Annotated in this window: 13 protein-coding genes; 10 read left to right on the top strand and 3 right to left on the bottom strand. The window is 51.2% G+C overall.

Going from position 1 to position 15,027, the window contains the following annotated elements; all coding sequences use genetic code 11:
• The first annotated feature begins 166 nt into the window (after positions 1-166).
• Positions 167-1,114: a hypothetical protein gene (locus R5268_RS09980; RefSeq protein ID WP_218454106.1), complete on the top strand. Its 948-nt coding sequence runs from the start codon at positions 167-169 to the stop codon at positions 1,112-1,114.
• A 15-nt stretch (positions 1,115-1,129) separates the two neighbouring features.
• On the opposite strand, the gene R5268_RS09975 is transcribed toward R5268_RS09980, so the two are convergent.
• On the bottom strand, positions 1,130-1,912 hold the full coding sequence (locus tag R5268_RS09975; protein ID WP_218454105.1) for a YciK family oxidoreductase: 783 nt from the start codon (positions 1,910-1,912) through the stop codon (positions 1,130-1,132).
• 179 nt (positions 1,913-2,091) lie between these two features.
• On the opposite strand from R5268_RS09975, the gene sohB reads away from it, so the two are divergent.
• Positions 2,092-3,144 (top strand): protease SohB, encoded by a 1,053-nt coding sequence (gene sohB, locus R5268_RS09970; protein WP_046893611.1) that lies wholly within the window; start codon positions 2,092-2,094, stop codon positions 3,142-3,144.
• Positions 3,145-3,231: 87 nt separating this feature from the next.
• On the opposite strand, the gene R5268_RS09965 is transcribed toward sohB, so the two are convergent.
• Positions 3,232-3,483: a YciN family protein gene (locus R5268_RS09965; RefSeq protein ID WP_218454104.1), complete on the bottom strand. Its 252-nt coding sequence runs from the start codon at positions 3,481-3,483 to the stop codon at positions 3,232-3,234.
• 287 nt (positions 3,484-3,770) lie between these two features.
• On the opposite strand from R5268_RS09965, the gene topA reads away from it, so the two are divergent.
• From topA to acnA, 4 genes are all read left to right on the top strand, one after another.
• Complete coding sequence (topA, locus tag R5268_RS09960) at positions 3,771-6,359, top strand: type I DNA topoisomerase (protein WP_107680258.1); 2,589 nt, start codon at positions 3,771-3,773, stop codon at positions 6,357-6,359.
• Between the two features lie 337 nt (positions 6,360-6,696).
• Positions 6,697-7,671, top strand: a complete 975-nt coding sequence (gene cysB, locus R5268_RS09955) for an HTH-type transcriptional regulator CysB (protein ID WP_046893425.1) — start codon at positions 6,697-6,699, stop codon at positions 7,669-7,671.
• Between the two features lie 22 nt (positions 7,672-7,693).
• Positions 7,694-8,101, top strand: coding sequence for a hypothetical protein (locus R5268_RS09950; RefSeq protein ID WP_317419979.1), 408 nt, complete (start codon positions 7,694-7,696; stop codon positions 8,099-8,101).
• Between the two features lie 145 nt (positions 8,102-8,246).
• Positions 8,247-10,919: an aconitate hydratase AcnA gene (gene acnA, locus R5268_RS09945; RefSeq protein ID WP_218454101.1), complete on the top strand. Its 2,673-nt coding sequence runs from the start codon at positions 8,247-8,249 to the stop codon at positions 10,917-10,919.
• Between the two features lie 83 nt (positions 10,920-11,002).
• On the opposite strand, the gene ribA is transcribed toward acnA, so the two are convergent.
• On the bottom strand, positions 11,003-11,611 hold the full coding sequence (gene ribA / locus R5268_RS09940; protein ID WP_317420077.1) for a GTP cyclohydrolase II: 609 nt from the start codon (positions 11,609-11,611) through the stop codon (positions 11,003-11,005).
• A 200-nt stretch (positions 11,612-11,811) separates the two neighbouring features.
• On the opposite strand from ribA, the gene R5268_RS09935 reads away from it, so the two are divergent.
• The 4 genes from R5268_RS09935 (at position 11,812) to pyrF (ending at position 15,027) form a co-directional block, all read left to right on the top strand.
• Entirely contained in the window at positions 11,812-12,546 is a 735-nt protein-coding gene (locus R5268_RS09935) for a phosphatase PAP2 family protein (protein WP_317419981.1), read from the top strand.
• Positions 12,547-12,732: 186 nt separating this feature from the next.
• Positions 12,733-13,038 (top strand): LapA family protein, encoded by a 306-nt coding sequence (locus R5268_RS09930; protein ID WP_015422730.1) that lies wholly within the window; start codon positions 12,733-12,735, stop codon positions 13,036-13,038.
• A gap of 5 nt (positions 13,039-13,043) precedes the next feature.
• Positions 13,044-14,213, top strand: a complete 1,170-nt coding sequence (gene lapB / locus R5268_RS09925) for a lipopolysaccharide assembly protein LapB (RefSeq protein ID WP_046893421.1) — start codon at positions 13,044-13,046, stop codon at positions 14,211-14,213.
• Between the two features lie 79 nt (positions 14,214-14,292).
• The gene (pyrF, locus tag R5268_RS09920; RefSeq protein ID WP_317419984.1) at positions 14,293-15,027 is read left to right on the top strand and encodes an orotidine-5'-phosphate decarboxylase; all 735 of its coding nucleotides are present in this window, start codon (positions 14,293-14,295) and stop codon (positions 15,025-15,027) included.

Here is a 15,027-nt window from a genome sequence, read left to right as displayed (position 1 = left end):
ATTTCTGTTATTTCAGTCTGAATCCGCGTTTATAAACGTCCCGTGTTCAAAACACGGGACGTTTTTTTACAGGGATCATGCAAATACCTGCCGTGTGCGTTAAAATAATCAAAACACTATTTTCCGCCGGTGAATAACCGGAAAACAGCGATTTCTCTGTGAGGAGATGATTATTGCGATAACCCGATGCGGTCTGTTAACGCTCATCTTTCTGCTTTCCGGATGCGGTGACGGGACACAGCGTGATACGCCAGAGCTGAGCCGGTATTACTACAGTAATATTACCGGGGATGACCTGTTTTTTACGGTAAACGGAAAAAGTTACCATCTTGCACACGATGCGGAGGGAATTACGTATCTGCCCTCCGGCCTGAATAAGCTGGAAACCCCGCAGGGACAGCAGATTTCCTTTCTGGCGTATCCCGGAAACAGCGGCGGAATCCTTAATCCGTCCCGTGCCCGTTATTATTCTTACACCATCCATGACGGTGATACATTGTATTCGCCGCAGTTTAACTCTCTTATTAAGACGTTTAAATTTGACGGCCATTATTATCAGGGACCATTGCAGACCAGCAATGCAGAAATTATCGATAACAATGTGTTTAAATGCCGCTATTTTTCTGATATTCCCGATATTAAGGCCATTCTGGACAAATTTGTCGCCGGTGAAAAGGGAATGGTAACCGTCTGTATGAATGAGAAAGAGTTTCGCCGCTTTCTGGAATACAACCCGCGCGGTGTCAGTTCATTGCCTGATGACACGGTGATCAGGCCGGAACAGGATGCGGATATCAATAATCATATCCGCCTGCGCGACATTCAGTTTCAGGACCCGGAATTACGTCAGGCAGCGGCGGAAATAACCGGGATTATGGCAGAGTTTCAGAGCCAGACGGATGTGACCAGAAAATATGAAATATATAGCCGTTATCACAGGGTACTGATGCGGATGGCAAACTATTACCGTCAGTTATTACTGCACAGTGATAAAGAGAATAAAACGGATAAAGAAGAGAGCCGGAAATTCAGTGAGTTCATACAGGAAACCGGTGAGGTATTTGGTGCCGGGGTTTTATTGCTGAAAGCGGATGACGCGTCCCCGGCACCCTGACGTTACTGTCTTCTGTTACTCCGCCGGTCCGGCTTTGCGGCCGGGCTGCGCATCATAGCTGATCCCGTTCTTACCTGCGCTGTCGTCACACATCACATATAAATAGGTCGGCATAATATCCGCCGGGGTTTTCAGTTTTTCTGACGCCTCATCCGGGAATGCGCCCGCACGCATGGATGTACGGGTGCCGCCGGGGTTAATGCAACTGACACGCAGGCCGGTACCTTCATATTCCTGCGCCAGAACCTGCATCATACCTTCAGTGGCAAATTTGGAGACGGCATACGCCCCCCATCCGGCACGGCCTTCGCGGCCGACACTTGATGATGTGAATACCAGCGAGCTTTGCCGGGATTTCAGCAGCAGCGGTAACAGTGCCTGTGTCAGTATAAAGGTGCCGTTGACATTCACCTGCATCACATCCTGCCATAACGCTGCCGGCTGTTCTGCGAACGGGGCGACCACGCCCAGAATTCCGGCATTGTGCAGCACACCGTCCAGACGCGGAATTTCCTGCGCCAGCATCGCCGCAAACTGACGGCCCTGCGCTTCTGTCAGCGTCAGCAAATCCTGATGAAAGATGCGGGGTGTTGTTTTATAACGCTGTGCAATTTCATCGCGGACAGCCTGTAATTTGGATTCTGTCCGGCCGGTCAGAATCAGTTCCGCACCGTAGCGGGCATAGGTCAGGGCGGCTTCACGGCCGATTCCGTCACCGGCACCGGTTATCAGTATGATTTTATTTTTCAGTGCATCAGGGGAGGACGGGGAAAAGCGGGATACATCATTATTATGCATGGTGATAACTCCGGAAAAACGAATGGACGGATATCACATCTCTGAGAGGGTGTGAATCCGTTTTCATCATACCGTCCTCAGGGCGTGATTGCCATCAAGGGTTACAAAACTAGTTGAGCATTTATCAAATTTTTTAGTTAAAATAGCCCCATTCAATTTAACAGCATTAAGGTGTGCCGGTGGAGTTTCTCTCACAATACGGTTTGTTTCTTGCGGAAACCGTAACTATTGTTCTGGCAATCATTGCCATTGTCGTGTTTTTTGTCATGCTCAGTATCCGTAAAGGGCAGTCTTTAGGTAAATTACGTCTGACTGATCTGGGTGAAAATTACCGTGACAGACAGCGTGAAATGCAACATGCGCGCATGAGCGAAGCAGAGCAGAAAGTCTGGAATAAAGCGTTTAAAAAACAACAGAAAAACGAAGATAAAAAAGACAAAAATAACGCCAAAAACGGGCAGACCCGCCTGCGCAAATCCTGCATCTATGTGGTCGATTTTAAAGGCAGCCTGGATGCTCACGAAGTGGAATCACTGCGCGAGGAAATCACGATTATTCTGTCTGTGGCCGAACCGGGCCTGGATGAAGTCCTGGTGCGTCTGGAAAGTCCGGGCGGACTGGTACATGCCTATGGTCTGGCAGCAGCTCAGCTGACCCGTCTGCGTGAGAAAAATATCCGTATCACCATCGCGGTGGATAAAGTTGCAGCCAGCGGCGGTTATATGATGGCGTGTGTGGCGGATAAAATTGTGGCGGCACCGTTTGCAATCCTGGGGTCGATTGGTGTGGTGGCTCAGGTGCCTAACATCCATCGTCTGCTGAAGAAAAATGATATTGATGTGGAAATGCATACCGCTGGTCAATATAAGCGCACGCTGACATTCATCGGACAAAATACCGATGAAGGCCGTGAAAAATTCCGCCAGGAGCTGGATGAAACGCACGTTTTGTTCAAAAACTTTGTCTCTCAGAACCGTCCGTCCCTGGATATTGAAAAAGTGGCGACCGGTGAGCACTGGTACGGTACTCAGGCGAAAGAGCTGGGACTGGTTGATGAACTGGCCGTGAGTGATGATTTAATTGTCGCCGCAATTCCGGATCACGAAGTTATTCAGGTACGTTATTTCCGCCGTAAGCGTCTTATCGATAAAATCACCCAGAGTGTGATGATGAGCGCGGACCGTCTTATTCTCCGCTGGTGGCAGCGCGGGAATGGACCGGTCGGAAAATAACCGGCGCAGTATAAATAACGGCAGCGAAAGCTGCCGTTATTCTTTGCAGATTATTATTCTGCCGGTGATTATTCCGGCGGCCTCCGGTTAATCTGCCAAATGATATTGTTCTGACAGAACGTGAGCGAGATGTTTAAACATATTAAAGACGGCCGCACTTTTGAGTGTCGGCAGGCCCTGGTCGTCTAAAAAGTATTCACCTTTAAAAACCAATACGCCGGATTTCTGTTCAACATCATAAGCCTGCATGCCTTCCAGAAAATCCTCATGTTCCTGTATGATTTTATTGGCTTTTTCTAACAGCTCTGGCTTGCTGATGGCGATGGTTTCTTTTTGCATTCTGTGAACTCCTTTGAAAAATAATTTGTTGCGCATCACTATTTATCAGGTAGAGTGTGAACTTTTCAAGAGCCCCGCAAACTGGCGGGAAGACTATTTGCGTAATACACTCCGGTGACGGCGATATTAAAAATACATCATTTCCTGACAGATGTTTTGAGTTGAAACAAAGCATTAGTATAAAAAGAGTTGATCTATTACGAAAGTGCCTCAATATAAAAGGCAGTGTATTTGACGCAAAAATTGGCGTTTTTATAATCGCCCCGAAAATTTAGGTAATGATAATTATGGGTAAAGCTCTTGTCATCGTGGAGTCCCCGGCAAAAGCCAAAACGATTAACAAGTATCTCGGCAAAGACTACGTGGTGAAATCCAGCGTCGGTCATATCCGGGATCTGCCGACGAGTGGTTCAGCGAGCCGTAAACCCGCTGCTGCAGGCGATAAAACGAAAAAAGTTAAAAAAGACGAACGCACAGCGCTGGTCAGCCGGATGGGTGTTGACCCGTATCACGGCTGGGAAGCGAATTATCAGATTCTGCCGGGTAAAGAGAAGGTCGTTTCTGAGTTACAGCACCTGGCCGCCGATGCATCACACATCTATCTCGCAACGGACCTTGACCGCGAAGGGGAAGCCATTGCGTGGCACCTGCGGGAAGTGATAGGTGGTGACGACAGCCGTTTCAGCCGGGTTGTCTTTAACGAAATCACCAAAAATGCGATAAGCCAGGCGTTTGAGCAACCGGGCGAACTGAATATTGATCGGGTGAATGCCCAGCAGGCGCGACGCTTTATGGATCGCGTTGTGGGTTATATGGTTTCTCCGCTGCTGTGGAAGAAAATTGCCCGTGGTTTATCTGCCGGTCGTGTGCAGTCCGTCGCAGTGCGTCTGATTGTTGAGCGCGAGCGCGAAATCAAAGCGTTTGTGCCGGAAGAATACTGGCAGATTCACGCACTGCTGTCTGATAAAAACGATCAGCTGCGCATGGAAGTCGCGCAGGAAAACGGAAAAACCTTTAAAGCAGTCAATGAGAAACAGGCACTGGCGGCTGTCAGCAAGTTACAGGCTGCCACCTTCAAAATTATTGACCGTGAAGACCGTCCGACGTCCAGCAAGCCGGGTGCACCGTTTATTACCTCCACACTTCAGCAGGCCGCGAGTACCCGCCTGAGCTTTGGTGTGAAAAAAACCATGATGATGGCACAGCGTCTGTATGAAGCCGGTCACATCACTTATATGCGTACCGACTCCACTAACCTGAGTCAGGATGCCATTACGATGGCGCGTGACTATATCACTGAGAATTTCGGTGATAAATATCTGCCTGCCTCACCGAATCTGTACAGCAACAAAGAGAATTCCCAGGAAGCGCACGAAGCTATCCGTCCGTCTGATATTGCAGTAACGGAAGAGATGCTTAAGGATATGGAGCCGGATGCACGCCGCCTGTATCAGCTTATCTGGCGTCAGTTTGTCGCGTGTCAGATGACACCGGCTAAATACGATTCCACCACACTGACCGCCGAAGCGGGTGATTTCACACTGAAAGCCAAAGGGCGCACGCTGCGTTTTGACGGCTGGACCAAAGTGATGCCTGCGCTGCGTAAGAATGATGAAGATAATACCCTGCCTGCGATTGCGCCGGGTACTGTTATGACGCGTGAAGCGATCGATCCTGTACAGCACTTCACCAAGCCGCCTGCGCGTTTCAGTGAAGCGTCGCTGGTAAAAGAGCTGGAAAAACGCGGTATCGGGCGTCCGTCCACCTATGCGTCAATTATTTCCACCATTCAGGATCGCGGTTATGTGAAAGTGGAAAACCGCCGTTTCTATGCCGAGAAAATGGGTGAGATTGTCACCGATCGTCTCGAAGAAACCTTTGCGGAACTGATGAACTACGATTTTACCGCGCGGATGGAAAATCAGCTCGACCATATCGCCAACAATGAAGCGAAATGGAAATCGGTGCTGGACGAATTCTTTGCCGATTTCAGCAAACAGCTGGATAACGCGGGCAAAGATCCGGAAGAAGGCGGCATGCGGATGAACCCGATGGTCATCACCTCGATCATTTGTCCGACCTGTTCCCGTCCGATGGGGATACGTACCGCTTCCACCGGGGTATTCCTCGGTTGTTCCGGTTACGCACTGCCGCCGAAAGAGCGCTGCAAACAGACTATCAACCTGATCCCGGAACATGAAATCCTCAATATCCTTGAAGGGGATGATGCGGAAACCAATGCACTGCGTGCCCGCCGCCGCTGCCCGAAATGTGGCACCGCGATGGACAGCTACCTGATCGACACCAGTCGTAAACTGCATGTCTGCGGTAATAACCCGGAATGTGAAGGATACGAAGTCGAAGAGGGCGAATTCCGCATTAAAGGGTATGACGGCCCGGTTGTTGAGTGTGAAAAATGCGGTTCTGAAATGCACCTGAAAATGGGGCGTTTCGGTAAATACATGGGTTGTACCAACGACGAATGTAAAAATACCCGTAAAATTCTGCGTAACGGTGAAGTGGCTCCGCCGAAAGAAGATCCGGTTCCGTTACCGGAACTGCCGTGCGAGAAGTCAGATGCATACTTTGTACTGCGTGATGGTGCAGCCGGTATCTTCCTGGCGGCGCATAACTTCCCGAAATCACGGGAAACCCGTGCACCGCAGGTGGCAGAACTTGTTCGCTTTAAAGATCGCCTGTCTGAGAAAATGCGTTACCTGGCCGATGCGCCGGTCGCTGATCCGGACGGCAATCCGACAACAGTCCGCTGGAGCCGTAAAACCAAACAGCAGTATGTGGCATCCGACAAAGACGGCAAAGCAACCGGCTGGTCTGCATTCTATATCGACGGCAAATGGGTTGAGAAAGCTAAATAATCTGTCGTTATAATATTGGCAGTTAAGTAACAGTAAAAACCGGTCAGGATTTTAAACTGACCGGTTTTTTTACACCAAACGGCAGTAATTCCTTTTGGTTATAAGCATTGATGAAAACGGCCTAAGAAGAGGTGGCCGTGATTTCCCGCACTTTCCCGTGAGATGCGCGGTATAAGGGTATTAGCCTGTTATATTTTGACTGGTGTCAGTGCAGTTTTTGTTATATCGTCGAAGAATAGAATAACGTTATAACAATTTGCTCACTTATTCTTTTTAGTAATAATAAAGATGAAAAAGAAGTAAGCAATGTCAAACCTGCACGGAAAGGAATAAGCGGATGAAATTACAGCAGCTGCGCTATATTGTGGAAGTGGTTAATCACAATCTGAATGTCTCCTCGACTGCTGAGGGGCTGTACACATCACAACCCGGTATCAGTAAGCAGATACGGATGCTGGAAGATGAGCTGGGTATGCAGATTTTTGCCCGCAGCGGTAAACATCTGACGCATGTGACACCGGCCGGAGAGTCGGTTATCCGTATCTCCCGCGAGGTGCTGGCAAAAATTGATGCCATCAAAGCGGTTGCCAGCGAACACACTTATCCGGAGCAGGGAACGCTGAGTATCGCCACGACGCATACCCAGGCGCGTTATGCACTGCCGCCGGTGATTAAAGGCTTTATCGAGCGTTACCCGCACGTTTCTCTGCATATGCATCAGGGGACACCGACACAGATCGCAGAGGATGTCTGCAAGGGCAACAGCGATTTTGCTATCGCGACAGAAGCGCTGCATCTGTATAACGATTTGATTATGCTGCCGTGCTACCGGTGGAACCGGGCCGTGGTGGTCCGCCGTGATCATCCGCTGGCGCAGCGGCGTGATCTGACCATCGCTGATATCGCGGAATATGAAATTGTCACCTATACCCACGGTTTCACCGGGCGTTCAGAACTGGACAACACTTTTGAAAAACAGGGGCTGAAGCCGAAGGTGGTCTTTACCGCAACGGATGCGGATGTGATTAAAACCTATGTCCGCCTCGGGCTCGGGATCGGGATTATTGCCAGCATGGCGGTTGATCCGGAGACCGATAAAGACCTCGTCAGTATCGATATGCGGGATAAATTCAGTTACAGCACCACAAAAATCGGTTTCCGGCGCGGCAGTTTCCTGAGAACGTATATGTATGATTTTATGTGGCGTTTCGCACCGCATCTGACGCGGGATGTAGTGGATAAAGCGATTGCGCTGCGTAATAATGAAGACATCGAAGCTATGTTTAAAGACATTTCGCTGCCGATCGTCTGAATACACATTATCAGGGGAACTGATGACAAAATTATCCGCACTGACGGGTGTTGTTCTGCTTGCCGCCGGGCTGTTTCCGGCGGCAGTCTCTGCATCCGCAACACCGGCCGCACCTGTCTGCAAAGAAACGGTGCGTGACCCGGAAAGCTATGATTCAACCGATGAATGTTACTACAAAGGCAGTAATCTGGTGCAGACTTACGGGATCTACCGCAGCACAACCGGAGAGCCGAAAAACCTGACAGAAAAACTGACTCCGGGCACAGATCGCGCTTTCACGGATTATGGTGATACGGTCAGTCTGGAATATAAATGGCAGGGTAACAATCACCTGACGGTGACTCAGTTATTTAACGGTGGTCTGGATACGATCACATTTGAGGAGGACGGGCAGGGAACCCGGGTCATCACAGCGTACAGCCCGGATTAATTATCCTGCAAAATTGTTAGTTTAGTTACATTGAATTAACAATTTGTGTGGCTGACCCCGCAAAGAATACGGGAATATGGTATCTTTATAATGAAAATAATAAGGAAGATACCTGTTTAACCCGTACACTCTGTGTGGAGGCGTTATGTCGTTAACCTTAAAGCAACAGTGTGAAACCCTGCTGACGGCGGGCGGAAAGCACTACCATATCTATGATCTCTCCCGCCTGGCAGAACAGCTCGGCAATATCAGTAAACTCCCTAAATCCCTGAAAGTTCTGGCTGAAAACCTGTTGCGTAATCTCGACGGTGACAGCGTACAGGTGCGTGATTTACAGGCGCTGATTGACTGGCAAAAAACCGGCACGGCTGACCATGAAATCGCTTTCCGGCCTGCCCGTGTCCTGATGCAGGATTTTACCGGTGTCCCGGCTGTGGTGGATCTGGCAGCGATGCGCCAGGCTATCCGTGTGCTGGGCGGCGAGGAAAGCAAGGTGAATCCTCTGTCACCGGTCGATCTGGTTATTGACCACTCGGTGATGGTGGATGAGTATGCCAGTGAGCAGGCATTTGCCGATAACGTGGCGATTGAAATGTCACGTAATAACGAACGCTATCGCTTCCTGCGCTGGGGACAGCAGGCATTTGACCGTTTTCGTGTGGTACCGCCGGGTACCGGGATCTGCCATCAGGTTAACCTCGAGTACCTCGGGAAATCGGTCTGGTATGAAACCCGTGACGGTAAAACCTGTGCCTATCCGGATACTCTGGTCGGAACAGATTCCCACACCACGATGATTAACGGCCTCGGGGTACTGGGCTGGGGTGTGGGCGGTATTGAGGCGGAAGCGGCGATGCTCGGACAGCCGGTATCGATGCTGATCCCGGATGTGGTCGGCTTTAAACTTACCGGCCGTTTGCGTGAGGGGATTACGGCTACCGACCTGGTACTGACAGTGACACAAATGCTGCGCAAACACGGTGTGGTGGGCAAATTTGTTGAGTTTTGGGGGGACGGTCTGGCGCAGTTACCGCTGGCTGACCGTGCCACCATCGCTAATATGTCACCGGAGTATGGCGCAACCTGCGGTTTCTTCCCGGTGGATGATGTCACACTCGGCTATATGCGGCTGACCGGGCGCAGTGATGAAGAAATCGCGCTGGTGGAAGCTTACTGTAAAACACAGGGCTTGTGGCGTCACGAGGGCGATGAGCCTCGCTTTACCTCCGGGCTGGCGCTGGATCTGGCGGAGGTGCAGACCAGTCTCGCCGGACCGAAACGTCCGCAGGACAGAGTCGTGCTGGCGCAGGTGCCGGGCGCGTTTCAGGCTGCGGTTGATCTGGAGCTGAATAAAAAATCACCGGCGGCGAAGGTTCCGGTTTCTCTGCACGGTGACGATTTTACCCTTGAAGACGGCGCGGTGGTAATCGCCGCCATCACATCCTGTACCAACACGTCGAACCCGGGTGTACTGATGACCGCCGGTCTGCTGGCAAAAAATGCAGCCGAAAAAGGGCTGACCCGTAAACCGTGGGTGAAGACCTCCCTGGCCCCCGGTTCAAAAGTGGTAACCGATTATCTGAATGCTGCCGGATTCACGCCATATCTGGATCAGCTGGGATTTAATCTCGTTGGTTATGGTTGTACTACCTGTATCGGTAACTCCGGGCCGCTGGATGCGGAAATTGAGACTGCCATCAAAGGTCATGACCTGACGGTCGGTGCGGTGTTATCCGGTAACCGCAACTTTGAAGGGCGCATCCATCCGCTGGTGAAAACCAACTGGCTGGCTTCGCCGCCGCTGGTGGTGGCTTATGCACTGGCCGGCAATCTGCACTGTAATCTCGAAACCGATCCGCTGGGTTATGATAAACAGGGCCAGCCGGTGCTGTTAAAAGATATCTGGCCGGATAATGCCGCGATTGCCGCTGCGGTGGAAAAAGTGAAAACGGAGATGTTCCGCAAAGAGTACTCGGCAGTGTTTGACGGGGATGAGCAGTGGCAGTCACTGCCGGTTGAAAATACCCCGACTTACCAGTGGCAGCCGGATTCCGCCTATATCCGCCATCCGCCGTATTTTGAGGGCATGCCGGTTGCACCGGCACCGGTGAAAGATGTGAAACAGGCGCGTATCCTGGCGATCCTCGGTGACTCTGTGACCACTGACCATATCTCGCCGGCGGGGAATATCAAAGCCGACAGTCCGGCGGGACGTTATTTACAGGCACTCGGTGTGAAACCGGCCGATTTTAACTCCTACGGCTCGCGACGCGGTAACCATGAAGTGATGGTACGCGGGACATTTGCCAATATCCGCATCCGCAATGAAATGGTGCCGGGCACGGAGGGCGGATTTACCCGCCATATACCGACCGGGGAAACACTGGCTATTTTTGATGCCGCAATGCGTTATCAGGCATCAGGAACGCCGCTGGTGGTGATTGCAGGGAAAGAGTACGGTTCCGGCTCCAGCCGTGACTGGGCGGCGAAAGGAACCAATCTGCTGGGTGTGAGAGTGGTGCTGACGGAATCCTACGAGCGTATTCACCGCTCCAACCTGATCGGTATGGGGATTCTGCCGCTGGAATTTCCGGCCGGAACGGATCGCCGCACACTGGGGCTGACCGGGGATGAGCTGATTGATGTCAGCGGCCTGGACAGCGTCACACCGAAACAGATTGTGCCGGTGAAAATCACGTATGCAGACGGACGGGTGACTGAACTGAACGCGCTGTGCCGTATCGATACACAGACTGAGCTGGAATATTACCGCCACGGCGGCATTCTCTGTTATGTGATCCGCCAGATGCTGGCGTAACGTTAGTCAGACGGGTAAAAAAACAAAGCGCGGTATTTTTGCCGCGCTTTTCTGTTTTTACTTTTTTACATTTTGCAGGTGAATCAGTGATTACAGCCCGGAGACTGGCACAGCATGTGTCCCATTTTCTCTGCTTTGGTATCCAGATAATGGGCATTAGCCGGATTACGGCCGACAATCAGCGGCACACGTTCAGTAATGTTGATATCGGCCTGAGTCAGTATCTCGACTTTTTCCGGGTTATTGGTCAGCAGGCGGATGGCGTGCACATCCAGTAATTTGTACATATCAGCGCACAGCGTGAAATCACGTTCATCCGGCGCAAATCCGAGCTTCTGGTTTGCTTCAACGGTATCCAGCCCGGTATCCTGTAACGCATAGGCACGGATTTTATTCAGCAGACCAATATTACGGCCTTCCTGACGGTGATACAGCAACACACCACGGCCTTCTTCTGAGATCTGCTTTAACGCGGCTTCCAGCTGGAAACCACAGTCACAGCGCAGGCTGAACAGAGCATCACCGGTTAAACATTCAGAATGGACACGGGATAACACCGGTTCATCACCGCTGATATCACCGAACACCAGTGCCACGTGATCGTGACCGGTGGCAATTTCTTCAAATCCGACCATTAAAAATTCCCCGAACGGGGTAGGTAATTTTGCCTGTGCGACACGTTTTAACTGCAACTCTTTATTCATGATTTATTAACTCATTGATATAAATATCTTTATTTAAACGCACATAATCGTATTGGCGATGTTATTATCTGCGTTGCCCGGGAAGTGAAACTGACATTTCTTTTCCGGGTCAAATAACTGAACATGACCATAGTAGTACATCAGTTTGACAAAATAATATTTATTTTTTACGGAATGATTTAACCCGGATGAAAAACCAGACAAAACCCTTTATCGCCGCTGTCATATTACTGATGCTGGTACCGCTGGTGACACTGCTGACCGGCTGGCGCTGGCAGCCATCGGGTGACGATGATCTGCTGCGCGGTCTGCGGTATCTGACTGACACGGCGGCGTATCCGCTGGGAATCATCGTATCACTCATTTTTTGTTTGCTGTTTGTCCGTTTGTATCGCGGCAGCAAAAAACAGGCACTGCGGGCAGCCGCCGCCATTCTGGTGGTTGTGGCCGCCGGGCAGGGCGTGAAAGTGGCGATGAAAAACACGCTTCAGGAGCCGCGGCCTTATGTGGTCTGGCTGGCACAACAGGGTATTACGTCAGAGAACGCGTTTTATGATCTTTCCCGGCCGGAGCGGGCGCAGTTGCTGAAAGATACCCTTAAAAATCATTACCGTGTACCGGGCTGGCTGCTGAAACACTGGAAAAGTGAAACCGGTTATGCTTTTCCGTCCGGTCATGCATTGTTTGCAAGTGCCTGGGCGCTGATACTCTTTGTGTTTTTCAGTGTCCAGGGACGCCGCGGGCTGGCTGGTGTGATCCTGCTGTGGGGCGTTCTGGCAGAGTACAGCCGGCTGGCGCTGGGGATGCACTGGCCGTCCGATATCATTATGTCGGTGATTATTAATGCAATACTGGCAGGGCTGTTTTTCCTCTGGCTCAGTAAACAGGATGAAAATGGCATGCAGCCGCCGCCACTGACCTGAAATCATGTTATTATGGGCCGTGTGAAACCGGTTGCCGGTAATCTGTGCGGATACCGGCAGAAAATCGAAAAAAACTCGGGAACACAACAAATTACTTTTATTCTCCCCGGGGTAAATGGTAACTTAAGGGGTTAGTGCGTCTGCAAGGAGCAGGCGTGAAATGCAAGCCTGATAATAGGAACGCCGGTGAAATATTTTCTGATTTTTATCCTTGTACTGGTGGTTTTCATCATTTCGGTGACACTGGGCGCAAATAACGATCAGGTAGTCACATTTAATTATCTGATTGCGCAGGGACAGTATTCTGTATCCACCTTGCTGGCCGTGCTGTTTGGTATCGGTTTCGTGCTGGGCTGGATTGTCTGCGGTCTGTTTTATTTACGTCTGCGGTTATCGCTGGCACGTGCCCGGCACCGGATCAAACGTCTGGAAGCTGACCAGACGGTGCAGTCTTCCGGTTCGGTTGCGCTGCGGGACACCACTAAGGAATAAGCATTATGCTTGAGCTGTTGTTTCTTCTGTTGCCCATTGCTGCCGCATATGGCTGGTATATGGGGCGGCGCAGCGCGCAGCAGAATCAACAACAACATGCGGATCGCCTGTCACGTGACTATGTGGCAGGCGTAAACTTTTTGCTGTCCGATCAGCAGGATAAAGCCGTTGATCTGTTCCTCGACATGCTGAAAGAGGACAGTTCCGCATTTGAAGCACATCTGACGCTCGGCAATCTGTTCCGTTCGCGCGGTGAAGTGGAACGCGCCATCCGCATCCATCAGTCACTGATGGAAAGCGCCTCTCTCTCTTATGACCAACGTCTCCTCGCCACGCAGCAGCTGGGTCGCGATTATGTGGCCGCCGGGGTGTATGACCGGGCGGAAGCCCTGTTTTTACAGCTGATTGATGAGGCGGATTTCCGGCAAAGCGCACTTCAGTCGCTGTTATCCATTTATCAGTCCACCAGTGACTGGAGCAAAGCCATCGATATCGGCGAAAAGCTGCTGAAACAGGGAGATACCGGTCAGCGGGAAAATATCGCTAACTTCTACTGTGAACTGGCGTTGCAGGCACTGGGCAGTGATAACACTGACGGGGCATTCGCGTATCTGGCCAAAGCGGCCGGGGCGGATAAAAACTGCGCCCGGGTGTCGATTATGCAGGGGCGTATCCATATTGAACGGGCGGAATACAGCAAAGCCGTTGCCGTGCTCAAGCGGGTGTTTGAGCAGGACAAAGAAATGGTCAGTGAAACGCTGCCGATGCTGGAAACCTGTTACATCCATCTTGATCAGCCGGCGGAATGGGCGGAATATCTGCTGCTCTGCTCGGATGAAAATATCGGTGCGATTGCCGAGCTCTATCTTGCGGATATTATTGAACAGCAGGAAGGGCCGGAAATGGCGATCACCTATGTTAACCGCCAGTTGCAGCGCCATCCGACCATGCGCCTGTTCTGCCGCCTGATGGAATATTATCTGTCAGAAGCGGAGGAAGGCCGTGCCAAAGACAGCCTGGCTCTGCTGCGGAACATGGTCGGCGAGCAAATCCGGACCAAACCGGATTACCGCTGCGGTAAATGCGGATTTACATCGCATGCCCTGTACTGGCATTGTCCGTCCTGCCGGTCATGGGATACTATCAAGCCTATCAGAGGGCTGGACGGTCAGTGACAACGTCACATTTAGCCGTAATTTATTTACCCGTTTTTATTTACCCGTATAAATTTCACCAACCACAGGTAATCAATTCATGACATCTCTTTCTTCGCATACAAGCCGTGCAGATATCGCATCGCCTGTTATTGTTGCGCTCGATTACGACAACCCGGATGATGCGCTGGCCTTTGCAGATCGTATTGATCCGGCACAGTGCCGTCTGAAAGTCGGTAAAGAGCTGTTTACCTTCTGCGGGCCTGAGTGTGTCCGGGCATTGCAGCAGCGCGGATTTGAGGTCTTTCTTGATCTGAAATTCCATGATATCCCGAATACAGCTGCGCATGCGGTACGGGCGGCGGCTGAACTGGGGGTGTGGATGGTTAATGTCCACGCGGCAGGCGGCGAGCGTATGATGACAGCAGCAAAAGAGATCCTGCTGCCGTACGGCAATGATGCGCCTTTACTTATTGCGGTGACAGTACTGACCAGCATGGAGCAGTCCGATCTGGCCGGAACCGGCATTGATGTCACACCGGCAGAGCACGCGCTGCGCCTCGCAAAATTAACACAAAACTGCGGATTGGATGGTGTGGTGTGCTCCGCCCATGAAGCCAAAATGATGAAAGAAACCCTGGGCCGGGAATTTAAACTGGTCACGCCGGGTATCCGCCCGCAAGGCAGTGATGCCGGTGATCAGCGCCGTATCATGACACCACCGCAGGCCGTCAGTGCCGGAGTGGATTATATGGTTATCGGGAGACCGATCACCCGCAGTGATGATCCGCAGGCCGCATTGCAGGCAATTAATGCCTCTGTGGGAGTATTATAA

It is taken from the genome of Morganella sp. BCCO 40_0007 (assembly GCF_032989665.1).
GTDB lineage: Bacteria > Pseudomonadota > Gammaproteobacteria > Enterobacterales > Enterobacteriaceae > Morganella > Morganella sibonii.
The sequence above is the reverse complement of the archived record's forward strand: the minus strand, read 5'-3'. Positions and strand labels throughout refer to the sequence as shown.

Coding starts and splice junctions, on each gene's coding strand:
- R5268_RS09980 (WP_218454106.1), top strand. CDS start 167: ATGATTATTGCGATAACCCGATGCGGTCTGTTAACGCTCATCTTTCTG.
- R5268_RS09975 (WP_218454105.1), bottom strand. CDS start 1,912: ATGCATAATAATGATGTATCCCGCTTTTCCCCGTCCTCCCCTGATGCA.
- R5268_RS09965 (WP_218454104.1), bottom strand. CDS start 3,483: ATGCAAAAAGAAACCATCGCCATCAGCAAGCCAGAGCTGTTAGAAAAA.
- topA (WP_107680258.1), top strand. CDS start 3,771: ATGGGTAAAGCTCTTGTCATCGTGGAGTCCCCGGCAAAAGCCAAAACG.
- cysB (WP_046893425.1), top strand. CDS start 6,697: ATGAAATTACAGCAGCTGCGCTATATTGTGGAAGTGGTTAATCACAAT.
- R5268_RS09950 (WP_317419979.1), top strand. CDS start 7,694: ATGACAAAATTATCCGCACTGACGGGTGTTGTTCTGCTTGCCGCCGGG.
- acnA (WP_218454101.1), top strand. CDS start 8,247: ATGTCGTTAACCTTAAAGCAACAGTGTGAAACCCTGCTGACGGCGGGC.
- R5268_RS09935 (WP_317419981.1), top strand. CDS start 11,812: ATGAAAAACCAGACAAAACCCTTTATCGCCGCTGTCATATTACTGATG.
- lapB (WP_046893421.1), top strand. CDS start 13,044: ATGCTTGAGCTGTTGTTTCTTCTGTTGCCCATTGCTGCCGCATATGGC.
- pyrF (WP_317419984.1), top strand. CDS start 14,293: ATGACATCTCTTTCTTCGCATACAAGCCGTGCAGATATCGCATCGCCT.